This is a genomic window from Clostridioides sp. LIBA-7678 (assembly GCF_056716065.1).
Genome location: NZ_CP196987.1, coordinates 1,511,954 through 1,533,802, shown reverse-complemented (window position 1 = coordinate 1,533,802; position 21,849 = coordinate 1,511,954). Strand labels below are relative to the sequence as shown.

The window sequence follows — 21,849 nt, the reverse complement described above, 5'->3', positions numbered from 1 at the left end:
TTACTTTTTTATTTATGAAGCTTGTTTATCTACTTTTATTTCATCTTTATTTCTAGTTAACAAATAGAAGAATGGAGTATCTGCTAAAGCTAAGAAAAACTTAACTACATACTGACTCATTATCATAGTTAATATACTTGGTACAGTACCCCAAAAGCCTATAGTAATAAATATAGCCGTATCTATTAGTTGGCTCAACATAGTACTAGCATTGTTTCTTAGCCACTTATGCTTTCCATTAAACTTATCTTTTAACTTATGAAATATAAATACATCATTACTTTGAGCTAATATATAAGCTGTTAAACTAGCTAATACAAATCTTACATTCTGCCCTAAAACTACTCTTAGATTATTTCCATATTCTTGTGCAAAACTTGCACTTGGAAGGGCTATTGCTATTGTAATTAATAAAAGACTAAATAACTGCATTAAAATACCTCTTTTGACTGTTCTATTCGCTTCTTCTTTGCCCCAAATTTCTCCAATTATATCAGTGCATAAAAAAGTAAGTGGATATGCTACCACCGCTGCAGGAACTACAAGACCAAATATATCAACAACTTTTCCTGCTACAATATTAGAAATAACCAAACTCGTTACAAACACACAATTTAATAATGTTAAATTTCTTTCTGTCTTTTTCACCATCTCACTCCATTCATAAATTTTTGATATTTAACCCATTCACACATGCTATGAGCTACTAGCTTTTTTAAATCAGTTTTCTTATTACCTTCTTTTTCTAACCTTCTTATATGTATATCTCCATCTTTAAATGTATATAATTGTTGTCCAATACTTGCTCCTATAGTCCAGCTACTGCTATCAACACTATAAAACTTAAATGATTTTAATATCTTTGTCTTAGTAAATCCTAATCCATGCACTTTTACACCTTTTTGATAAGCATACTCAACCATTTTTTGTATTAGAGGATACTCTTGTTTTTTTATATCATTTATTGCAAATCCTCCAACTGCAATATATTTATATGTTGCACATAACTTTTTCCAGTATTCTACTCCCCGACTTTTATGCCATACAGGTATACATTGTCTGCCTACTTCATTTTCTATTTTTTTAGTCCACTTCTCCACCTGCTCTAAGCCAAATATCACATCTACATCTACTTCAAAGAAATATTTTATATTGTAGTCTTTAATAAATTTTATATATCTATCAATATAGTTTTCCATTTCTTCTTTTGAGATTTCTGTACCATTCATAAAAGAAAAAGCTCCACTATCGAGTAAGAAATTCTCATTTCCTACTATTTGCAAAGCTTCTAGGCATGTTTTCTCTTTATTAAAAAAAGTTTCTAAGACATATAAAGGTTTACATTTCTCTATTGTTTCTAATCTTAATTCTTTATTCATTCCACTTTTTGTTGCAGCAAGAAAAATCCTCATTATGCTTCAAACTCCTCACCACAACATGGACATTTCACCATCTTACCTTTTTTCTCTTTTTCTTCTAATTCTTCATCTAATGTAAAATCTTTGTCACTAATATTCAAATCTTCAAAGTCATTAACATAAAAATTGAACTCTTTCATATCAATATTAACTATGTCAGATAATTCTTCAACTAATTTATTATAATCCCAACTAGCATATTCATTAGTCTTGTTATCTATTAACCTGTAAGCTTTTATTTGTTCTTCTGTTAAATTGTCTAGAACTAAGCAAGGTACTTGTTTAAGTTCTAATTGTTTAGACGCTTCATACCTCGTATGACCTGCTATTATTAGGTTATTTTCATCAATTAAAATTGGGTTAGTAAATCCAAACTCATCAATTGATTTAATAACCTTCTCTATTGCTTCATTATTACATCTAGGATTATTCTCATAAGGTTTTATATCTTCTAAATTAAGATAAACAACTTCTCTTTTGCTCATTTTAAGACCTCCTTTTTAAATTTTTAAAAAATAAAAGACTAAGCTTAATCAAACTTAGTCTTTTTAGTGGGGGATACATATTATTTAAGGGAGCAAGTTCCAGGAATCGAACCTAGATTAAACCACTACTTGCATGGTGAGTGAGGTTACCAAGCCCCACCCGATTTTTAGACCTCTGAATTAAGATACAAAATTGTATGAGATTTTAATCTCAATTCAAATACTTAATATAGTGTATCAATAGATTTTGAACATAGTTAGAATCGAACTAACAGCATCCTCATGCCCTGCCTAGTCTGTTCATATAAGCTAGGCGAATCCCTTAACCTAGCTCACATATATATTTAGTTTTGAGAGGGAAACCTTTATTTCCACAATACTATTATCTCATGCTTTTTTAATCAAAAAGGGGAGAAAGTAGGGAATAAAGTGGGAACTTTTGGGGAGAAACTGGGGAATTTTCTAATTTTTAAATAATGGTAGCTCATTTTCCTTAATTCTTGGATAGAGCATATCCATAACTTTATATACTAACCTTTCCCTTACACATCTACACGTTTTCCTATCTGAGTTCATTTCTAAAGATATATAAACCATGCTATTTTTCATTCTGCTATCATAAAACAGTTTAAAAAAATGTTCTTCTCTTATATCTAAACATGTAAGTGCATTTTCTATCTTCTTCTTTTCTATTTCTTTATCTTTTTTTAATTTCTTTAATCTAGCAATATCTCTTTCTTTTTTAATAACTTCATCTTCCACACTTGAATTAAAAGCATATGTCGGACTTACTTTCTCACCATAACCAATAGCTTTGCACCCAAATATTTCATTTTCTCTACTTTCTATATCCAATTCAAGATTTTTAATCTCTGCATTTAAAAATTTATAATGATGTAATCTACCTTCTACTTTTTTAAATAGTTCTTTTTTATTGATATTATTATCCATACTTTCACACTCCTGTTTATGTTATAATAATCTTGTATATAAAAGTTTTATATTTTTGACAAGTGGAGTGTGAAAGCACTCCTTTTTTCTTTTTAAATACTATTTATTATTCAATCCTATTTTCTTGAAAAACTTTCAACTTTGCTCTTATCTTTTTCCGCTTCTTTAATCTGCTGTTCATTTTCCGCTTCTTTAATAAGGAGTATTTCTCTAGTACACTTACATACATTCATAGTTTCTTTATGTATTTCTTCATCCATTATTCTCATATAACTGTCAATACCACTTTTCCCAATACCCTCGTCAGCTAATTCATATATTGTTTTTTCCATGCTATCTTTTAATTCTTTAACATTTTTACTATGTTCAATAAGTTTTTTAATATATTCTTTCATACTAATACCTCTCTTTAGCAATTATTTATTCAAGATTTTCTACAATCTTGTATCATTTACTTCTTATTCTTTTTTGCATCTCTTTTTTTCTTATTCAATTCTTTATACTCTATCCAACCATCTACACCATATTTCTTACTTCTAGAAACCCATGTCAATTTTTCAGGAAAGTTATAATCAAATATCTTTCTTTTTATCTCTCCTTGTTGAGTTCCAAACCCTTTTACATCTATATATTCAACCTCTCCATTCCATTTGTATATTGCAAAATCAACGGTATAAGTAATAGCTCTTTCAGAAACTCCAAACTTTTTAAATTTTGGTTGCAACTCAAATTTCTGCTGTAGCCCAAAATCTTTAATTTCTCCTTTTGCTTTCTTATCTTTAAGATATAAATAGTATTCTGCTTCATCTTTACTATCAAATTTAATTCCATCTATTATAGTTTTCTTATTATTGTATTTGCTCAATTGTTTTCTCCTCTATTTTATTCCTAATTGCACATAACCATTTCCAAGCTTAACAAAATACTCAATCTCCTTGTTTACCTCAATTCCTGTAAATTTTTTATCTTTAAATGACTGTAATATAACTGTATCTCCCGCTTTAAAATCTGCTGTATGCTCTACTTCAATTTGTTTTTTATTCTTAATTACATCTTTAAAAGTACTAGAAGCTATCTGTAATTCATGTATCATACAATCACCTCTTTATAAGTCAAAGTAAGTCTATAGACTTCTAGTTTCATTCACAAACTTACCTTGACTATTTATTTTTACAAATTATTTACTTGGAACTGCATTATCCTCTATTTCCCAAAGATGAAAGCAATTTTCATGTAAATTTATATATTCTTGTTTTGGTGGCAATATCTGTACTATAGTCTTATTTGGTTTCATTAATTTATATCTAACATACTTAATTTCATTCCAATTAGGAAATCTTTTTTCATTTGATATAGTTAGATGCTCTTTTCCATTTTCAACTGAATATATAACATTGCTCCCAGTATCCATATTATATATTTTCACATCTTTAGCCCCTAATCTTTCAAGCGATTCTTTTGCAAGAATGGACCTATCATTTTTATTCTCAACTAATAACATTTTATTCCCTCCAAATTTTATAAATAATTTTCTGCTTCCTTCTTCAACCATATTTTATGTGCTGTATCACAATCTTCACTTTTACAATCTCTCTTAGTATTTTTGCAACTACCACAAATCTCTTTACTAAATCGCTTATAACTTTCTTTCTCTGTGATATTCTTTGACTTGCACATTTCTTTATTAGTCATATACTCACCTTCTCTGTTTGAAAGAAACTTATCTGTCTTTCATTTTCTATATCTTCATTACTAAATCGTCTTTCTAGGTCATGTACTGTGACCCCATTAGCCCTAAAAGGTACAGGACTATCTCTATCCAATTTAAGCATCTTTTCCCACAAAATGGGATAGTATGTTCTTAGTGTTTTAAGACTCTCTAAACTTTGTTTAGGGCATAAATAACAACCAGTTCTCTTGAATCTGTGATGAATCTCATAGTAAAAACCTTTTTCTTCTAAATACTTCAAACAATCACTTTCGGTCATTTTTGCTTCAAATAATGGGGCTATACAGTTTTTTTCTAGTCTTTTATATCTATTAGGTTCATCAAAAGCAATTCCAATATACCTCTTATGTTCACCTAATTTATTAAAATATTTATTGGCAGGAGCACGTTTTAAACTACTGTTACACCATGCTCCTAGAGTGTATGGGAAACCTCGTATTTGCCCTTTACGCTTACCTCGCTTATTAACAGTATAAAAGTATTCTTCAAAGTTTTTTTCTGCTTTAATTCTTGTTATTTTAAAGTTTATTCTTTTCTCAAAATCATCTATTATGTTATAGATTTCATCAAACTCTATTCCTGTATCTATAAACACGATTTCATCAAGAGGTAATTTCTTTTCTAATATTAGAAGTAGCATTGCAGCTGAATCTTTTCCTCCACTAAAACTAGCAATGTATTTCAAAGTTATTCACCTACTTTTCATTATAAAAACTTACATTTTTAATAATTATATCTACAGTTCCATTCCCATTATGTCTAATGCCATATTTCATAAAATCCTCAAAATCATCTATTTTGCCTTTTATCTCAATCCCTGTATCTGTTTTTATATGTCTATTTTTTAGATTTTTCTCAACCCACTTTTTATCAATATTAAAACTTCCATCAAGACCTTTTTCCTCTGCATGGTCCTTAAAACTATCTTTTAAATCTTCCTTTATTGCTATTTCAGTAAACTCATTTATATCAAGTTTTTGCTTTTCTCTTAGCATGTAAAGCAAGACACTTCTTACGTCTTCGCCCTGCTTCATATCACTATATAAATTCGCTATAAAAGCATCTACCAAGCCTTTAAACACCTTAGTCTTATACTTATCATCTTTAATTTTAGTAGCATTTAAAAACTCTGTAACAAACTTAGAATTAGTTTCTTCCTTCTCTGCATCCTTGTCTAAAACGCTTAAATGGTATTCGTCATTCATTCCACTCAAACCGATTAGAGCGGCAATTTTGACTGTCTTAGTCTCTTGTATATTAACTTCATTAGTTGACATCTGTATATTAAATTTATCATCTTCAAACTCAATAGAATGAGTATACGACTTGTTGTAATCAAGTTTTAATATAGCAATTCCCTTTTCATCTTTTTCAGTATATAAGCATATTGCTAAGTCACAAGATTCTAATGTAGCATTCACTTTCATAATCTCAAATAAATAAGCTGCAATCTCTTTAGAGTTACTTAAAAATGAATTTTCATCATATATTATTTGTTCACAACATTTCTTAATTAGATTGTTACTATAGTCATTAAATACTGCTTTTCTGATGTCATTATCTCTTAATACTTTGCTGATTTTCTTTTGAAAGAAAACTTCAATATCTTGACTAACTCTCCCCTCAAAATCATTTAGTATTGGAGTATCGCTATTTTTATCTAAAACATGTATTATAAATTTGTGTATTATCATAATTCCACCCCTTCTTTTTATGCAATCTCAAAATGTTTTTCAACTATTTCTTTTATCCTTTCATGAAAATGATGTTTTGAAATAGCCTTAGTCACATCTTTTTTTATGTAACCTTTATACATTCTTAGCGAATCCATTTTAAATTCTTCTGATACGCATTTTAAATAATTAGCATACTCAGAGTTAATTACATATAAATCTCCTGCATCATTTATATTGTATCTTTGTCTTATTTCATCGCTCTTGCAGTAACCGAAGTCGCCTATATTTATTTCCCTTTTATCCTCTTCATTTCTTTTATACTGATATAATTCTTCTACAAAAGCTGAAAACTTATCTATAAAATTATCTTCTTCAAATTTAACAATAAAAGTATGATATGAATTATAATACTGAGATACTATTAACGAATATTTATACATTTTATTCCCCTCTCTTTTCGTTTTTGAGAGTCGCAAAACATTTCAACAGTAATTTATATTAAGATACATTTTGAAACTCTCTAAACTGTTTTTGTTAGATATTTTCTATATCCATTTCATATTTAGATAAAATTTCTTTAAATGCTTTTGCTAGCTCTGTTCTTATAAAAATTGAATTTAAATCTTTAGCAGCTATATCAAGTTCTATATTTTTGTAATCCTCTTTGTTAGGAAACTTAAATCCTATTCTTATAGGGCAATCTACATCCTCAAGATTTTCTATAACTCGCTCTGCAAACTCTGCACTACCTTGTAAATCCTCATAACTTTCTACTCTATTTTTTAAATCTTCATATTCTTCATATTTCATAACCTAGTACCTCCTATAATTTATTAAAATTCTTTTTTATCGCAATTTTCACACTCTTTTAGATTCAATCTATACTCATAAACCCTACCAGCTATAAAACTTCCTACTATAAGTATTAAACTAGCGAATACATTCATTTTGCAATTTCTCCTTGTCTTTCAAAAATTCTTTTTTAACCTCCTCTATGTTCTCATGTACATTCCCAATTACTATATATTCTTTGCTCTGTCTTGGTTCTATCTTACTTTTAAGCTCTATCCATTCGCCCTCAAAACGCTTTAAATAATGCCATTCAATATATAATTCAATACTGTCATTTTCTCTTTTTACAATTCCATAATCACTCTTGTTTTTAGGATTATAAGATTCTTTTAATATATCTCCTTCATAAACTTCTTTGTTGCTTTTATCCCATCTTTGAGAGAATATGCCAACATTACAAACTTTTATCCATTTAGATTTTTCTGTTAACATAAACAAACTGTCTGCTACATCACTCCACTTTATTGTTGCTGAATAAATCCATTTTTTATTTTTTAAATTATAACCTCTATATTTAACCAAACTCATTTAATCATCCCCTCATACTCATATCTACTTAATATTTTTATAGCTATATCAATAGCTTTATTTACAGAACACTTTTTCTTATTTATTATCTTTTCAGCTAATTTAATTACTTGCTCTACATTTGCTAATACCATCTGTCACTCCTTGAATATATCTAGCTTTCCACCCATTTTTAGAAACTTTACCCGTTCTTGCTAAGTTAGCAATATGAACATCTGTAAAATGTACATATTTACTTGCTTCAACAGTAGTATCAAATACTTTAGTTTCTCCAGTTATAATATTGAAACACTCTACTTTCTTGCCCTTTCTACCTTGCACATTATTATTTATTTGCAAATCAATAACATTTTCTCGCTTATTTTTAATTCTTACTTTCTTTAGATTATTTTCATACATAACTTCTAAATCCATAGTTTTCTCTAACAACTCTCCTGCATCCACCCAAACTTTAGCCATATTCCATTCCCCCCTTATTTAACTGGCATTTCAAATACTTTCTCTTGCTTATGTCTAACTCTGCAAGAATCTATATAATCCATTCTTACTCCATTTTCTATAAACTCTTGTATCTCATTTAACGCTTGTATAGCTCTTTCTTTACTTTCATATTCAGCTATTTTTCTATTTTCATTTTCAAGTATTGCATACATTCGATTAAAACCTATTTCAACCCTATCAGTTCTCATTAAACCTAATTTATCTTGACTTCTAATTATTATCATTTCTAATACCCCCATCCTTATTTGAATTTTTTTCGACTTCAACACACCACTCTGGCACTATACCAAAATTAAAACAAAATTCATTCGGATAATGAACATAACCATCGTCAAAGATTTTCTTAACAGTAAATTCAGTATTTTCAATACTATCAATCCAAAGCTCTTTATATTTTTTGTACTGCTCCATACCATTACTTTTTATAAATTTCTCTTTATCAAATCTATAAGTATTACCTATTTCAAATCTCATATTATTACTCCTCACATTTTCTCAATAATTCTTCTAAGCAATTCTTGCAGATAACAATTACAAATTCTCTACCATACAAATCCATGACCTTAGCATTTGTAAATTTATCATCATAACAATCAACTAGAAACTCCCCACAAACACTACATATAGCTGTTCTGCTCATTCCTATCCCTCCAACACTTTAGGCTTTCTTATCTTTTCTAACATTCCAGTATTTTCATATATATTTCCAATAATTTCAAAGTCAATGGCATAGTCTACTATGCTTCTCTCAAATAAAGAGATTTTTTCTTCCAATAAATCATTTGTAGCAACAAATCTACCATCTAAAAACTTAACTTCACATGGAAAATCAGATTCATGCATTAAATCATTGCATAAAACAATATCACCTTCATATATTTCTCTTCCATGGTAATCCTTCAAACCTGTATATATCATAACCTCAAAATTTTCATTGTTTTTTGGCAAATAAACACCATTATAAACCCACTCTCTAAGCAAATTTTTAGAATAGCACACCATTTCATCATAACTATACATTTCTTTACCATTTTTATTCCATTCTCTAAATTTTAACTCCATTTTTCAATCCTCCATTTTTTAACTTCTAGGAAGTAATATTGTATAATTACTCCCTAGATTATTTAACTGAACTTCTCCTTCTGACTTTTCTTAATAATCTCGTCTAATTCATCAGATGTGTATTGAGTAAATGTTTCATTAAAATTATGAAACTTAGTCTTTTTATCTTGATTAGCGTCCTTCTCTACAAAATTTCTATCGTCTCTATAAATTTTTTCTAAGAAACTGAATGCCTCGCCCTTTTTCTCTATGAATATATCTACTGCTTTTAATAGTCTATTTTCATCCCAAGCAAATACTTTTTTTTGCATGTTATTACTTAGTTTTAAATGTGTATTTTCTTCAATCATTTCTTTATTTTTATTCACTACAACACTTGTCTGTGTAGTATAGTTACAGGGTATAGTAGAAGGATATAGTAGATTAGTTTTTCGTTCCGGATTTATATCCGTTTGGGTCGGATTTATATCCGAAGGGTACGGATTTATTTCCGAGCAGTCGGATTTATTTCCGACCTGTTGATAACTATCACTAATCAACTCTATGTACCTATATCCTAATTTATAGTAACTCCATGTACCACCTTGCTTTAATGTAGCATGTTCTAATATACCTATTTTATCTAGCTTTTTGAGTACTCTATAAATAGTGTCGTGCTTCTCTGTATAAAGAATTGGTAGCTCTTTAATAACCCCAGAATAATCAACCCAATAATATTCAATTCCATTAATAAGTTTTCTTGCCATCCTGCCACTACCTAGAAAATCTACAAACCATCTCAATATAAGTAAATCCTTTGTGTTTAATCCTAATTCTACTGCCTTTTTCTGACTGAATCCTAATATTGTATATTTCAAGGTGATTCACCTACTTAATCAAAATTCATAGTATCTTCCATACTCATTTGACCATCTTTGTTTTCAATTTCTTCTTTTATCTCTACTTCATCCTCTTTTACTTCCTCAAACTCAGCATCTATAAAATCATCTTTTGGTTCATATTCACTTAGTAATTCAATTAATTCATCTACTTCCTCAAATTTTAGTTCTTTTAAATCAAATCCATTACTCTCACAAAATTCTTCTAACTTTGATGTATCTTTTTTATTCTCATAATCATATAAACCTTTCGTTGATGCTAATTTAAGTATTCCTTGTTTTTGTGATGGACTTGCCTTACCTATTTCAATAGGCTTTTGAGATAATTTATCGGGTACAGTCTTTATTTCTGCACTATCGTATAATCCTTGTAAATCCTCTGGGAACGCTTCTCTTAAAGCTGTAACAATTGCACATTTTCTTATCATTACACAAGGCATTTGCTTCCAAGTAGCTTGGCTCTTTGAATACTCTTCTAAAGACACTACAGACTTTATAGGGAACTTCATACCTCTTACTGATACTTCACACCATCCGCCGATTAATTCCTCTTGAGGTAGTTTTAAACTACCCTCTCTTTCAAATACTTCTCCATTTTTATTTACAGTTACTATCCCAGCTTTCATGCCTTCAAAGTTAGGGTTTTTATTTGCTCTTTTTACAAATACATCTTTACCAACTACTATATTTGCTGGTGAATTTCCAAACTTTATTAGATATGCTTCTTTTATAAAAGGATTTAGGTTTTGAGCCTTACATAATTCTATAAACATTAACACTTCTTGGTCTGTTACATTTCCGCTACCACTTACTAGATAATTCTTTACTGTTGTATAATCAAGTATTTGACCTGACTCTAAAGTACATGTCGCTAATTCTAAAGCCTTATTATTCATATTAATTCACCTCTTTTTTAGCTTTTGGAATTGTTAGTGTAGTTCCATATTCAATCCTGCAACCTTCAACTTCATGGCCTTTTTTAATAAAGTCTTTTATAGTATTCTTATCTACTTTTATAACTTGCTCTACTGTTTTATATATACCAGGTATCTTTTCTTCATCTTCTATGACTAAGCTACCTGCTGACTTTCTTATACTTATATTTCCTAAGACCGTTTCTACTTTCTTAGTACCAAGTAACTCCATGCAGTCTTTTATATTGCTTTTTAACCTATCAAGAGTATTCTTTTTAACTCTCTTTAACTCTTGCAACCTCTTAATTTCTGAATCTATAGAGCTTATATCACTGTCAATATTCATTATTACTGAGACTATTCTAGTGTTTTTATTTTGTATCTCTTGTTTTATTATTTCTTTTATTTCCTCTAATTTTTCAGCTTCATTTTCTGTTATTTCTGTTAAACCTTCTTCTATTTCTAATAAATCTGTAGTTAATTCATATAAAGTACTCATAATTTCCCTCCATTTATGCTATAATTAGCTTAATTAAATTTTTTAATAGTTATTTGAATCGAGCCACTTGCAATGGCTCTTTTCTACATTATTTGAACATCTATGGGTCTATCTGTTTCAAATTCTTCTCTCATTAGCAGTTCTTCTGCTTCTTCTGTGTCTTTTTCTATTCTCTTGTACTCTGCATATGCTTCATGCTTAATTCTGTCTTGTTCATCTGTCGTAAGACTTCTATCTGCCCATGCTCTTTGTACTATATCTAAATATATTAAATATTGTGCTTTTCTGTATTTTTCTATATCTTTGATTAATTCTTGTCTACTCTTCATTTTCCAATCCCCCTATTGATTCAATTTCTGAATTTAACATAAGCAAAATATCCTCATATGCTCCTAATTCTTTTTCATCTGCTCTACACTTATATCCAATTGACTTTTTAAATTCTATCCTCTCATTTAGAGCCTGTATCTTATATTCTAAAAATCTTTTAGTTACTTCCATCTTCAATCCCCCTTAAAGTTCAAGTCCTCTTTGTTTACATTCTTCCATATAAGCTACACACTCTGCATAAAATCGTAGTGTAGGTACTTTCTTGTGTTTTTTGCAAAATCTTAGAAACCATCTTAGAGTCATTTAAATCACCCCCTCTCTAATTTCTTTCATTTCTCTAAGCATTTCTTTGATGTTTTTTCCTTGATTTCTAGTTATAAAATCATCTAATTCATAACTAGAAACTTTAGTCGCTCCTACATCAACAGATTTTAAAAGTCCCATTTTTATTAACTCATATCCAAACCCTTTATCTATCTTTAATCTCTTACTTGCTTCTTCAACAGACATTAAATAATCTGGATAACCTTTGCTTACTATAATTGTTAATTCTTTTGGTTCTAATAATTCTATTTTCGAAGTTTCATTTAAGTACTTTGAGATTTTCTTTTTATAGTTGTTTAAATTCATTTCTACAACTTTACGAATACTTTCTGAAAAACAAATAGATATATTATCTAGGTCATTAAAACTTTTATCTTCTTGCTTATCTAAATTAAAGTTAGATATATTACCCAATTTCTCCACCACCATTTCAAGAATATTCTGTATTTATTACTTATCAAGAAAGTTATAAAATAGTGCATCAAGCATGTATAATAAGTGATTATCTTTGTCTATTGTCAATACTTCTTCATCTTCTATGTAAAACTTAATTAAATCTTCATCTAAACAATGAGTAATAAAAGAGTTATCATCATCACTTATTAACATTCCAACTTCTTTTAACACTCCTTGTTTATTTTTAATTTGAACCTCTGCTATTTCATCAAGAGTATTTTTTATACCATAAAATATATCTTCATTCATTGTCTCTACCTCCATAATTTCTAATTTTCAAAGTTCTAATTTAATATTGATAATTGTTTGTTACTTTTAAATTTATTAATGAAATAAACTTGACCTTTTCCAGTAATCTTTGGTGTTTTAGTTACACTTACATATCCATTTGGGTGAACTCTTGTACCTTCTTTAGTTTCTATAACTCCCAAATTCACGCTTTTTTGAGTTGGTGTATTGTAATCCTCACCTTTACGTTTTATTAAGTAACCATTATCTCTTAACCATGTAAACAATCTTTTCTCTCCTGTATTAATTCCATTTTGTTTAAGTAATTTTGCTAGTTCTCCAACTAATATAGAGTCATTAGAAGATGCTACAGAATCAGCAAAAAGTACTTTTGGTTGTTGTAACTGAATTACCTTATCTTTCTCTTCTAATTCTCTACTTTTATTTTCTATTGTCTTTTGAGCTACTTGCAATGCTCTTGCCATAATCTCGTCATCTGACATATGTTTTGTTGTATGTATATATCCACCTGTTTTACGTATTTCTTTTAATATCTTTTTAACTTCTTTTTTAAATTGTTTTGCGATTGGTTTTCTACTTTGCATTAAAACTTCATATAAACCATCTTCTGTTAAAAACCAAGCACTATAAGCATTGTTTAGAGTGCCTATCTGTATTAATTCTTTTTCTTCTGTTTCAATATTAGATAACATCATTGATACATTGCTATGTTCTATCCAATTAGATACATCTTTGGCTAGAAATAAAGGGTTTTCTGAAGTTCCATAAACTCTAAATTCTTTACCTAATAATTCTTGTTCTTTAATTGTTTGTAAGTTGTTCATATAATTTTCTCCTTCCTATATTGTTTTTTTTGAAAGTTTCAGAATTAAAATTGATTTAAAAATATCTTCTAATTCTTGCATAACCTCATTCCAAACTTCTTCTTCATCTTCATCAATTACATCATCTTCAACTATGTCTATGAAATCATCTTCCTTTTTTAGATAATCTTTAATTTCTTTATGTAATTTTAGAGTTATACTTGAAAGACTTCTCATTTCTAATTTTGGTAAGAACATTACTCCTGCCTCTGTACTTTTTCTAACATGTTCATAGCCTAACAAATTATTGTTATATATAGATACCATCTTTGCTACTATTTGATTGTTTGGTATCCTCTTGTCATTTTCATATGCTCTTAAACTCTCTACAGATATGTCCAGTAGTTCTGATGCTTTTTCTTGTGTTAAATTGGTATTTTCTCTTCCTTTTTGATATATATTTTGGTATTGATATGACATTTAAATTCCTCCTTTTAGGATGTATAATTAGTTTAATCATTTAAATATTTAAACGCTATGTTTAACTTATATCTAAAAAAATTTCTTCTAACTCAACACCAAATATTTTAGATATTTTGAAAGCATATTTTATTGGAAAACTTCGTTTATTATGTTCATACATAAAATATCTTTGGCGAGAAATTCCCAATAATTCAGCCATCTCAGTTTGAGTTAGACCTTGATTTTCTCTAATGATTTTTAGTCTATTCATTTTTTTCACCTCTCTTTTTTAAACATATTGTTTAATATATTTATATTATATTCAAACACAACGTTTAAGTCAATACTTATTACAACATTTTGTTTAATTTTTTTAGTAAAATTTTTACCTATGATATACTATAGTAAACAAAATGTTTATTTTGGAGGTTGAAAATATGACTTTTGGAAATAGATTGCGTAAACTAAGAGAAGATAATAATATTAAACAAGTTGAATTGGCAAAAGTATTTAATATAACAAGTCAAGCCTTGTCTCAATATGAAAGAGATTTAAGAATGCCTGACGCAGTTTTACTTGATAAACTTGCAACTTATTTTAATGTTTCTGTTGATTTTCTTTTAGGCAGAAACTTGAATACTTTATCAAAAGAGATAGATAATGAGATAAAAAAAATAGTTGATGCAATATTTGAATTAGATAAAGAAGATAGAGAAAGTATATTTAAAATAGCTGAATTAGATAAAGGAGATAGAGAAGCCATTTTGAAAATTCTTGATTCTTTAGATAATAAACAGAAATAAAAATACATTGAGTTGTATCCAATGTATTTTTATTTTTTTATTATAGGAAACTTAAAATAAATTTCTGATTATCTTTTTATAACTTCTCATATGTCCGTATAGCTTGCTTTTAAAGGCTTTACGGACTTTTCTTATTCGGTTGATACTTCACGTTTCTTCTTATATCTACTCATGTTTTGGCTTTCAAACGTGGTAAATTGAGTGGTAAATACATTAGGCTATTAGGCTTATCAGTTCATTCTTTACTCCGTCCATTGACACATGAGCGTACAAGTTCATTGTGATATTGATGTTGGAATGACCCATGATGTACTGTAAACTTTTTGGGTTCATGTTCTTGTTTGCTAATCTCGTACAGAACATGAGGTGTTATCTTTGGCAACTTATCCTCATGGCTCTTGTTAGGCTTCTTCACTCATAGGAACTTTTCGTATTCCGCTTTTGGTCTTTGGGGTTTCAATGTAGTAGCCTACTTCTTTGTTTCTCATTAACTGGTGATCTACGTTGATGAAATTTTGAATAAATCTTATTTTTAAATAAAGCAGATATATCACTATCCTTATGATTTTGATATTGATTTTCAAATCCCTTATATAGTTGAAAACCTACTAATGTACCTGCCTCAAAATAAATATCATCATGTATAGAGATAAAACTACAAACAATGTCAAATAGTTTATTGTCATTTCTACTTGCTTCTGAATACAGTTCTTCAAGTTTATTGAAGAATGTATCAAATGATTTTTCAATTAACATATCATAGTTATCTAGGACGTTCTCATTATCTCCTATCTCACGAATGAGATAAGCCATAAAGTTTTCAAATTTACTTCTTTTTAGTATACGATTTGATTCACACATAATTTTCTCCTTTATTAACGGTATAAGGTTAATTTATCATATACACAACACTTTATCAATGGTATACCATTAATGTTGCGACGTTAAATAGTATATACTTAAATTAACCGTACACGAGTAAAGGAGAGAACATATATGACATATTCAGATGTAATAATAAAAAGGCTAACAGAATTATGTAATGAGAGAAATATAACAACCAATAAATTAGCGACTTTATCAAGAATAACACAATCAACAGTTGAAAACTTGATGAAAGGTAAAACTAAAAATCCAAAGTTAAAAACATTACATAAACTGGCACTAGGTTTAGATATGACGGTATCCGAATTATTAGATTTTCCAGAAATGAATGAAACTGCTTTTGATGATGAATAGTTAAGAATGACAGAGGGTAGGCAGTCATTGCTATACGTTTTGAATTAAGCTATAATAAATGTACAAATTAGAAGTTGTAGGAGAAACATTATGAGATTAGAAAAAGCAAAACAAGAAAAGATTAAAGATATAGTGGAGATGTCAAAAAGGGCATTTAATTCAGATGTATTAGTTGGAGGTGAAAATGATGGTCCTCCAGATTATGATTCAGTAGAGTGGCATAAAAAAATGCTGGAAGGGAATCATTTGTTTCAAGCGATGGTGGAGGATACGATTGTAGGCGGAGCAATTTTATTTCTGGACGAGACAGGAACTAAGTTGTTTATAGGAAGAATTTTTATTGACGATAAGTATCATAGAAATGGATATGGAAAGTCATTGATGGAGAGTATTGAGAAAATATATCCGACCGTGAAAGAGGTGCATCTTGATACACCAGTTTGGAATGTAAGGACAAATTCTTTTTATAAAAATTCAGGGTATGTTAAGCAGAAACAAGAAGAAGGTTTTATTTTTTATAAAAAAGTACTGAGTTGATAAATCCCAGTTTGTCGAGCAGTTAATCAAATAGATTGACTGCTTTTCTTCTGTAAAGAAAAGACACTTCAAAATCAAAGTGTCTATCAATACTATAATTATTAAGTCGTATCAATGCTCAATCAAATGTGGTAAATGAATAGTAAAACACACAATAAACAGGCTTGAATAAATTGATAAGTCAAGTGTTTATACAGATAATCGACTTTTAGTTTTTATTTTAACTTTAATAAAAATATATATTTTTAATCATTTTTTTATTTTTCATAAGAATCCTTATAATTTTCGTGAAATTTTCATAATCATTTTCGTCCTTTTCCCTTAACATTCTTATAATAGCAACAAGTCTTTCTTTATCATTTTGCATACTACCACCCCTTCTTTATCCCATATAAGAACTTATGTTCGTTAAAATAGTTAGAATCTACCTTTTTTTAAGCTTCATTGCAAATTGAATAAAATTAAAATAGTCTTTTGGAATTACTTTTCTTATATTTCCTCTAGCTAGATAGAGTTATTTCTTACTTATATTTTAGCACAAATTTCCAACAAAAAACGTGCTACTCAAGCACATTTATTACAGAAAACTACACAAACTATTAATTATAAAAATAATTAAAAGTGAGGTTAAATTAAATGTTAAGAAAATTAAGAAAACACAAAGGAATGACACAATTAGAGTTGGCAGAAAAATTAGGTTGGAATAGGAGTCAAATTTCAAAGCTAGAAAATGGTAAATATAAAGACATAACAATATCTACAATAGTAGACTTATCTATTGCATTAGAGGAAGATTTTTTATATTTATGTGATATTTATAGGAAAAAAGAAATGGAAAAAAGAAATAAGAAAAATTTATGTTAATAAGAAATACAATAAATAGTGCAAATTTATCAAATAAAAATAGACTAGCTAAACACTAGTCTATCCTTCATACTACTAATAACACCTTTTACAAGCTACATAACCTTTTGACTCTGCTTCTTCCCTACTCATAGTAATTGCACCTTATACCAATAAGGCGTAAATATTCTTAAGTTTTTAATCAGCCTATTTGTTATACAAAATATAACGGCTACTTTCAGCATCTAATAATGCAAAGCCACATGATAATAGCGTTTTTTCTGATGCCTTATTCATATTGTCAATGTCAGCGGTAACTCTCTTAGCATGCGGAAAAGAAAACACCTTTTCCACAAGCAATGTAATCATTTCCTTACCCAAACCTTTTCCAAGGTAAGCTTCTTCTCCTATCAGGTAGTCAATTCCGTATGAACCCAATATGGGCATTGTTCCAAAATCCTCATCTTTACTATCTTCACATTTATAGTATTGGCATAACCCAATCGGGCGCCCTTGAGACAGTACAATAAGATGTGTTAGCCATTGAAATTCTCCATTGCGCTCTTTTAGTTCATATATCCAATCACTAATTGAAACACCCAGATGCGGTATTTCATACCACCTTTTAACATGTTCCCTATTCAACCAATTTTCAACTAACGATATATCATCATCGTTTAGCAGTCTTAGTTCTAACATCATATTCACCTACAATCTTATTCGCCTAATCTGCGTTATTAGCCGTCTCATCCCAAAAAGGCGGCATTAAATCAGCCCAATAAATTGGAATTTACTTTTTCCCATATTTATCATTTCCAAGTGCGATAAATCCTGCTGTAATAGCAAGCGCAAGCATAATATCGTGTTCTCCAAGCGGGTCTGTTACAATCGAATATACCAAAAACGCAGTACAAATTAGCAATACCACTAATATGATACCACGCACAATTTTTCTGCTTTTTGACATCTCGATAACCTCCACAATTTTTCATTTGCCACGTACGTCTTATCTGCCTATGGTGTATTAAGCTCTTGCCATTTATTTTATTCTACAATTCCAATATAATTCTGTCAAACTTAGATAAATCACTTTAAGGATTCTTACAAGCTATTATTTTTATTTGGGCACCAAATAGGGCACCATTTTGCACTTTCATACAAACCTATTTTATCAAAAATACAGTAATCATGCCATTTTCAGCTTGTAGAGAAACTATAACCAGTTGGGAAAATTACTATTTTTTATTAATATCATACAATCCTATTAATCAAATAAAACTTATGTATGATAAATACTTATATTGATTTTTAATAATTCTTTAACTTTTATTGTATATCCCCCTCTTTATACATTTTAATTAAATTATATAGTAAACAAATAAGAAATGTTGTCGAAAACAAAAATTATATATTTTTATCTGAATATAAGCACATAAAATAATTATTACTAGTTTTCTACCTAAATGCTATTTACTTATACTTTAACTGTTATAAAATATAATTAAGGTATATTTTTGAGAGGAGAAATTTTTATGAAAGGTGGAGTTAGAAAAAGAGGTAAAAAATGGTATTACTATTTTGATGCAGGCATAGTAGATGGTAAGAGAAAAAAAGTAGAAAAAGTTGGCGGAGAAACTAAAAAAGAAGCTGAAAAAGCTTTAAGAGATGCAATAAATGAATTTGAAAACTCTGGTACTGTATTTGATGAAACTAATATTAGTTTATCTGATTATTTGGACTTCTGGTATAAAGAATATGTACTTCTAAATTGCAAGTTTTACACTCAAGGTAATTATAAAAGGGCTATAGAAAATCATATTAAACCAAGTCTTGGAAAATATAAATTGAAATCTATAAATCCTGCTGTTATTCAAGAATTTTTAAATATAAAATCAAAAGAAAAATATACAGAAAATGGTGAAGAAAAAAATTACTCAAAAGGAACTTTAAAATTGATTTATGGTGTTTTAAACACTTCTTTAAAATTAGCTGTATACCCATATAAACTTATTAGAGAGAACCCTGTTCAATATGTTAGTATACCTAAAAACTTAGTAAAAACTAATACTAGTAATAAAGTTAAAACTATTACCTTAAATGATTTTGATACAATATTACATAAGTTTCCAGTTGGGACAAATGCCTATATTCCTTTGATGATTGGGTTTTATACAGGTATGAGAAAAGGTGAAGTATTAGGCTTATTTTGGGAAGATATAGATTTAGAAAATAATATAATTAAAATTAGAAGAAACTTAGTAAGGAAAAAAGATTCCAATTTTGAATTAGCTCCCCCTAAAACAAATTCTTCAATAAGAGATATTAAAATTGGTGATACTCTATCTAAAATATTAAAAGATGAAAAACTAAATCAAAAGAAGCAGAAAGTTAAAATAGGAAAATGGTATAAAAAAACAGAATATAATTGGGTATGCAGAAAAAAAGATGGTTCATTTGTAACTCATGGTGATATTGACATGGCAATAGCAATAATAAATAAAGATTTAAATATTGATTTCAATTTTCATTGTTTAAGACATACACATGCTACTTTACTTTTAGAAAATGGTGCTAATATTAAAGATATACAAAAGCGTCTCGGTCACAGTAAAATAACTACAACAATGGATACTTACTCTCATGTCACACATAAAATGGAAAATGAAACAGTAAATATTTTAGAAGGTCTCAGAATATAATTTGCCACCGATTTTATAATACGGTGGCAAATCGGTGGCAAATTAGCATTTTTTCACTCTATTTATCATCTAATTCGTTGAAATCTAGCTATTTAGTTACAAGTACTTGAATTTCAGTTACAAATTCCTCTACAATCCCAGTCTCATGTATATCTATCTTGTATATTTCTATAGGTGCAGCAATTACTTTATAATTATTTTCTTTTATAAATTTAAACACCTTTTCCATATATATTTTATTATTAGAATTGCTTCCAGTATAGTTTAAAGTTACATAATATCCCTCATCAAAAACTATATTATATATTTCCTCACTATTCTCTAAAAAACAAAATACAGACTTAAACTCATTGAATATACCTTTGCTGATTGCCTCAGTGGAAAAAGCAGAACCAATATTATTATTTCCAAGTATATTAAATCTATCTTCGTATTCTTTTTGTAGTTTTTGAATCAAAAAATCAAAATCCTCATCTCTTTTTATATCAGCATTTAACTCTAAAGCTTTTCTTTTTTCTATATATACAACCTCTATCTCATCTATTTTTGTATTTTGAATTACACTTTCAATTGAACTTAATCTTTTTATAATATTTTCCTTATGACTTATAAGTTCAAATATTTTTTTATCAATTAATTCTAACTCTTCATTTAAAATGCTCTTTGTAGACTCTATACTTCTATCATCTAAATATTCTTTTATTTTTTTCATTGGAAAATTCAAACTTCTAAACTCTTTTATTAAATTTAGTTTCCATATATCTGATATGTTATACATTCTATATCCATTTACATCTCTAACTGGCTTTAGAATACCTATTTCTTCATAATACATTAATGAATCTCTTCCAATTCCATATATTTTAGATATCTCTCCTATTTTATAGTAATCTTTCATTTATACAATAAAATCCTCCATAATCTTATTTTTATTTTATAATCTATATGTTTCTATCTATAACTATAGTTTTAGAATATACTAAAAATACCTCTAAAACAAGGATACGAAAATAAGTAATCTGTAATCACCCATTAAAATCTATTTATTTTCCTATTATAATATTTCTAATTTTAATCTTTATAAACAACATTTTTAGATTTGTAGTTTTTTACACCTATAGATATTATGTCTTTTTTACAAGATTTTTTATATTAAAATAAATTTCTATAAATTATCATTTTATTGATTTAGTAAGTTAATATTTATTATGGTAAAAATATAAAATTAGACTTAATTCAAATAACTGAAATTAAGTATATGAAATCATTGCTATGATACGAATTTATTTATAATAAATTAATTATAAATAAATTATTTATTCATAAAATTATTAAAATTAATATTAGCTATAATGAGTTCTATAGTGTCAACTGCATAATCTGCAATCTATCTATTTATAAAAAAATATGATATAATTGCATTCAAAAAGGAAATCTTTCAATACTCGAACTTAATAATTAACTAATTTTATCTAAGATTATTACTAGACTAAAAAATTTTTATTTTTAATATTATAACAAGTAAGTTGATACATCTAAGTTTGAAATACTTATTAAAAATAGATTAGTCAAATTATTTATAAATTAACATTTAAATATTTTTAGCATAAA

40 protein-coding genes and 1 pseudogene are annotated in these 21,849 nt (G+C 28.1%); 5 read left to right on the top strand and 36 right to left on the bottom strand.

Going from position 1 to position 21,849, the window contains the following annotated elements; genetic code table 11:
* Nucleotides 1-12 precede the first annotated feature (12 nt).
* The 30 genes from ACTG46_RS07495 to ACTG46_RS07350 all read right to left on the bottom strand — a co-directional run bounded on the left by ACTG46_RS07495 (nt 13) and on the right by ACTG46_RS07350 (nt 14,388).
* Nucleotides 13-648 carry a queuosine precursor transporter gene (locus ACTG46_RS07495; RefSeq protein ID WP_479923863.1) on the bottom strand — a complete coding sequence of 212 codons (636 nt, stop codon included), beginning with the start codon at nt 646-648 and terminating at the stop codon, nt 13-15.
* Complete coding sequence (locus ACTG46_RS07490) at nt 645-1,412, bottom strand: hypothetical protein (RefSeq protein WP_479923862.1); 768 nt, start codon at nt 1,410-1,412, stop codon at nt 645-647. Before ACTG46_RS07490 ends, ACTG46_RS07495 begins: the two co-directional genes overlap by 4 nt.
* Entirely contained in the window at nt 1,412-1,903 is a 492-nt protein-coding gene (locus ACTG46_RS07485; RefSeq protein ID WP_479923861.1) for a ParB N-terminal domain-containing protein, read from the bottom strand. The genes ACTG46_RS07490 and ACTG46_RS07485 overlap by 1 nt, the downstream gene beginning before the upstream one ends.
* A gap of 462 nt (nt 1,904-2,365) precedes the next feature.
* Nucleotides 2,366-2,854 (bottom strand): hypothetical protein, encoded by a 489-nt coding sequence (locus tag ACTG46_RS07480; RefSeq protein WP_074179355.1) that lies wholly within the window; start codon nt 2,852-2,854, stop codon nt 2,366-2,368.
* 116 nt (nt 2,855-2,970) lie between these two features.
* The gene (locus tag ACTG46_RS07475; RefSeq protein ID WP_479923860.1) at nt 2,971-3,249 is read right to left on the bottom strand and encodes a hypothetical protein; all 279 of its coding nucleotides are present in this window, start codon (nt 3,247-3,249) and stop codon (nt 2,971-2,973) included.
* A 56-nt stretch (nt 3,250-3,305) separates the two neighbouring features.
* Nucleotides 3,306-3,719 (bottom strand): DUF1064 domain-containing protein, encoded by a 414-nt coding sequence (locus tag ACTG46_RS07470; RefSeq protein ID WP_054270882.1) that lies wholly within the window; start codon nt 3,717-3,719, stop codon nt 3,306-3,308.
* A 12-nt stretch (nt 3,720-3,731) separates the two neighbouring features.
* Nucleotides 3,732-3,947, bottom strand: a complete 216-nt coding sequence (locus tag ACTG46_RS07465; RefSeq protein WP_479923859.1) for a DUF3850 domain-containing protein — start codon at nt 3,945-3,947, stop codon at nt 3,732-3,734.
* Between the two features lie 84 nt (nt 3,948-4,031).
* Complete coding sequence (locus ACTG46_RS07460) at nt 4,032-4,355, bottom strand: DUF1827 family protein (protein WP_479920724.1); 324 nt, start codon at nt 4,353-4,355, stop codon at nt 4,032-4,034.
* A 17-nt stretch (nt 4,356-4,372) separates the two neighbouring features.
* On the bottom strand, nt 4,373-4,546 hold the full coding sequence (locus ACTG46_RS07455) for a hypothetical protein (protein WP_479920725.1): 174 nt from the start codon (nt 4,544-4,546) through the stop codon (nt 4,373-4,375).
* Entirely contained in the window at nt 4,543-5,268 is a 726-nt protein-coding gene (locus tag ACTG46_RS07450) for a phosphoadenosine phosphosulfate reductase domain-containing protein (RefSeq protein WP_479923858.1), read from the bottom strand. Before ACTG46_RS07450 ends, ACTG46_RS07455 begins: the two co-directional genes overlap by 4 nt.
* A gap of 10 nt (nt 5,269-5,278) precedes the next feature.
* Nucleotides 5,279-6,277: a nucleoid-associated protein gene (locus ACTG46_RS07445; RefSeq protein WP_479923857.1), complete on the bottom strand. Its 999-nt coding sequence runs from the start codon at nt 6,275-6,277 to the stop codon at nt 5,279-5,281.
* Between the two features lie 17 nt (nt 6,278-6,294).
* Nucleotides 6,295-6,699 carry a hypothetical protein gene (locus ACTG46_RS07440; protein WP_227845418.1) on the bottom strand — a complete coding sequence of 135 codons (405 nt, stop codon included), beginning with the start codon at nt 6,697-6,699 and terminating at the stop codon, nt 6,295-6,297.
* A gap of 94 nt (nt 6,700-6,793) precedes the next feature.
* Nucleotides 6,794-7,069, bottom strand: coding sequence for a hypothetical protein (locus ACTG46_RS07435; RefSeq protein ID WP_479923856.1), 276 nt, complete (start codon nt 7,067-7,069; stop codon nt 6,794-6,796).
* A gap of 120 nt (nt 7,070-7,189) precedes the next feature.
* Nucleotides 7,190-7,639 carry a YopX family protein gene (locus tag ACTG46_RS07430; protein WP_479923855.1) on the bottom strand — a complete coding sequence of 150 codons (450 nt, stop codon included), beginning with the start codon at nt 7,637-7,639 and terminating at the stop codon, nt 7,190-7,192.
* Nucleotides 7,636-7,773 carry a hypothetical protein gene (locus ACTG46_RS07425; protein ID WP_021425915.1) on the bottom strand — a complete coding sequence of 46 codons (138 nt, stop codon included), beginning with the start codon at nt 7,771-7,773 and terminating at the stop codon, nt 7,636-7,638. The genes ACTG46_RS07430 and ACTG46_RS07425 overlap by 4 nt, the downstream gene beginning before the upstream one ends.
* A complete protein-coding gene (locus ACTG46_RS07420) occupies nt 7,742-8,098 on the bottom strand; it encodes a hypothetical protein (protein WP_479923854.1) in 357 nt (118 codons plus the stop codon). Before ACTG46_RS07420 ends, ACTG46_RS07425 begins: the two co-directional genes overlap by 32 nt.
* Before the next feature lie 14 nt (nt 8,099-8,112).
* A complete protein-coding gene (locus ACTG46_RS07415) occupies nt 8,113-8,364 on the bottom strand; it encodes a hypothetical protein (protein WP_479923853.1) in 252 nt (83 codons plus the stop codon).
* Nucleotides 8,351-8,614: a hypothetical protein gene (locus tag ACTG46_RS07410; RefSeq protein WP_479923852.1), complete on the bottom strand. Its 264-nt coding sequence runs from the start codon at nt 8,612-8,614 to the stop codon at nt 8,351-8,353. The genes ACTG46_RS07415 and ACTG46_RS07410 overlap by 14 nt, the downstream gene beginning before the upstream one ends.
* A gap of 4 nt (nt 8,615-8,618) precedes the next feature.
* Complete coding sequence (locus tag ACTG46_RS07405) at nt 8,619-8,780, bottom strand: hypothetical protein (protein ID WP_479923851.1); 162 nt, start codon at nt 8,778-8,780, stop codon at nt 8,619-8,621.
* A 2-nt stretch (nt 8,781-8,782) separates the two neighbouring features.
* Nucleotides 8,783-9,202 carry a YopX family protein gene (locus ACTG46_RS07400; RefSeq protein ID WP_479917187.1) on the bottom strand — a complete coding sequence of 140 codons (420 nt, stop codon included), beginning with the start codon at nt 9,200-9,202 and terminating at the stop codon, nt 8,783-8,785.
* Nucleotides 9,203-9,264: 62 nt separating this feature from the next.
* Complete coding sequence (locus ACTG46_RS07395; protein ID WP_235702000.1) at nt 9,265-10,059, bottom strand: hypothetical protein; 795 nt, start codon at nt 10,057-10,059, stop codon at nt 9,265-9,267.
* Between the two features lie 14 nt (nt 10,060-10,073).
* Complete coding sequence (gene bet / locus ACTG46_RS07390) at nt 10,074-10,976, bottom strand: phage recombination protein Bet (protein ID WP_479923850.1); 903 nt, start codon at nt 10,974-10,976, stop codon at nt 10,074-10,076.
* A gap of 1 nt (nt 10,977) precedes the next feature.
* Nucleotides 10,978-11,493: a siphovirus Gp157 family protein gene (locus tag ACTG46_RS07385; protein WP_479923849.1), complete on the bottom strand. Its 516-nt coding sequence runs from the start codon at nt 11,491-11,493 to the stop codon at nt 10,978-10,980.
* An 83-nt stretch (nt 11,494-11,576) separates the two neighbouring features.
* On the bottom strand, nt 11,577-11,822 hold the full coding sequence (locus tag ACTG46_RS07380; protein WP_479923848.1) for a hypothetical protein: 246 nt from the start codon (nt 11,820-11,822) through the stop codon (nt 11,577-11,579).
* A complete protein-coding gene (locus ACTG46_RS07375) occupies nt 11,812-11,994 on the bottom strand; it encodes a hypothetical protein (protein ID WP_231300588.1) in 183 nt (60 codons plus the stop codon). Before ACTG46_RS07375 ends, ACTG46_RS07380 begins: the two co-directional genes overlap by 11 nt.
* A gap of 132 nt (nt 11,995-12,126) precedes the next feature.
* Nucleotides 12,127-12,570: a helix-turn-helix domain-containing protein gene (locus tag ACTG46_RS07370; RefSeq protein ID WP_407814996.1), complete on the bottom strand. Its 444-nt coding sequence runs from the start codon at nt 12,568-12,570 to the stop codon at nt 12,127-12,129.
* Between the two features lie 27 nt (nt 12,571-12,597).
* Entirely contained in the window at nt 12,598-12,852 is a 255-nt protein-coding gene (locus ACTG46_RS07365) for a hypothetical protein (RefSeq protein ID WP_479923847.1), read from the bottom strand.
* A gap of 35 nt (nt 12,853-12,887) precedes the next feature.
* Nucleotides 12,888-13,676 (bottom strand): phage antirepressor KilAC domain-containing protein, encoded by a 789-nt coding sequence (locus ACTG46_RS07360; protein ID WP_479923846.1) that lies wholly within the window; start codon nt 13,674-13,676, stop codon nt 12,888-12,890.
* A gap of 15 nt (nt 13,677-13,691) precedes the next feature.
* Complete coding sequence (locus ACTG46_RS07355) at nt 13,692-14,135, bottom strand: helix-turn-helix domain-containing protein (RefSeq protein WP_167640220.1); 444 nt, start codon at nt 14,133-14,135, stop codon at nt 13,692-13,694.
* 61 nt (nt 14,136-14,196) lie between these two features.
* Nucleotides 14,197-14,388, bottom strand: a complete 192-nt coding sequence (locus tag ACTG46_RS07350; RefSeq protein ID WP_167640219.1) for a helix-turn-helix transcriptional regulator — start codon at nt 14,386-14,388, stop codon at nt 14,197-14,199.
* 166 nt (nt 14,389-14,554) lie between these two features.
* Here ACTG46_RS07350 and ACTG46_RS07345 point away from each other — a divergent pair, with 166 nt between their 5' ends.
* Entirely contained in the window at nt 14,555-14,920 is a 366-nt protein-coding gene (locus tag ACTG46_RS07345; protein ID WP_231300584.1) for a helix-turn-helix domain-containing protein, read from the top strand.
* Nucleotides 14,921-15,133: 213 nt separating this feature from the next.
* Here the strand turns inward: ACTG46_RS07345 and ACTG46_RS07340 are convergent.
* Both ACTG46_RS07340 and ACTG46_RS07335 read right to left on the bottom strand, forming a co-directional pair.
* Nucleotides 15,134-15,450: pseudogene (locus tag ACTG46_RS07340) on the bottom strand (site-specific integrase); the annotation flags it as partial.
* Complete coding sequence (locus ACTG46_RS07335; RefSeq protein ID WP_407812369.1) at nt 15,377-15,781, bottom strand: hypothetical protein; 405 nt, start codon at nt 15,779-15,781, stop codon at nt 15,377-15,379. The gene ACTG46_RS07335 and the pseudogene ACTG46_RS07340, both read right to left, overlap by 74 nt.
* 135 nt (nt 15,782-15,916) lie before the next feature.
* Between ACTG46_RS07335 and ACTG46_RS07330 the strand changes: the two genes are divergently transcribed.
* Entirely contained in the window at nt 15,917-16,159 is a 243-nt protein-coding gene (locus tag ACTG46_RS07330; protein ID WP_167640215.1) for a helix-turn-helix domain-containing protein, read from the top strand.
* A 90-nt stretch (nt 16,160-16,249) separates the two neighbouring features.
* Nucleotides 16,250-16,696, top strand: a complete 447-nt coding sequence (locus ACTG46_RS07325; RefSeq protein WP_407812370.1) for a GNAT family N-acetyltransferase — start codon at nt 16,250-16,252, stop codon at nt 16,694-16,696.
* 226 nt (nt 16,697-16,922) lie between these two features.
* On the opposite strand, the gene ACTG46_RS07320 is transcribed toward ACTG46_RS07325, so the two are convergent.
* On the bottom strand, nt 16,923-17,063 hold the full coding sequence (locus tag ACTG46_RS07320; RefSeq protein WP_159067252.1) for a hypothetical protein: 141 nt from the start codon (nt 17,061-17,063) through the stop codon (nt 16,923-16,925).
* Between the two features lie 269 nt (nt 17,064-17,332).
* Here ACTG46_RS07320 and ACTG46_RS07315 point away from each other — a divergent pair, with 269 nt between their 5' ends.
* The gene (locus ACTG46_RS07315) at nt 17,333-17,560 is read left to right on the top strand and encodes a helix-turn-helix domain-containing protein (protein ID WP_479923845.1); all 228 of its coding nucleotides are present in this window, start codon (nt 17,333-17,335) and stop codon (nt 17,558-17,560) included.
* A gap of 186 nt (nt 17,561-17,746) precedes the next feature.
* On the opposite strand, the gene ACTG46_RS07310 is transcribed toward ACTG46_RS07315, so the two are convergent.
* On the bottom strand, nt 17,747-18,238 hold the full coding sequence (locus ACTG46_RS07310; protein ID WP_219674209.1) for a GNAT family N-acetyltransferase: 492 nt from the start codon (nt 18,236-18,238) through the stop codon (nt 17,747-17,749).
* Between the two features lie 91 nt (nt 18,239-18,329).
* Nucleotides 18,330-18,506, bottom strand: a complete 177-nt coding sequence (locus ACTG46_RS07305; protein WP_219674160.1) for a hypothetical protein — start codon at nt 18,504-18,506, stop codon at nt 18,330-18,332.
* Nucleotides 18,507-19,071: 565 nt separating this feature from the next.
* Here ACTG46_RS07305 and ACTG46_RS07300 point away from each other — a divergent pair.
* A complete protein-coding gene (locus tag ACTG46_RS07300) occupies nt 19,072-20,238 on the top strand; it encodes a tyrosine-type recombinase/integrase (protein ID WP_479923844.1) in 1,167 nt (388 codons plus the stop codon).
* 88 nt (nt 20,239-20,326) lie between these two features.
* Here ACTG46_RS07300 and ACTG46_RS07295 read toward each other — a convergent pair whose 3' ends face one another.
* On the bottom strand, nt 20,327-21,136 hold the full coding sequence (locus tag ACTG46_RS07295) for a MerR family transcriptional regulator (protein WP_479923843.1): 810 nt from the start codon (nt 21,134-21,136) through the stop codon (nt 20,327-20,329).
* Nucleotides 21,137-21,849: the final 713 nt, after the last annotated feature.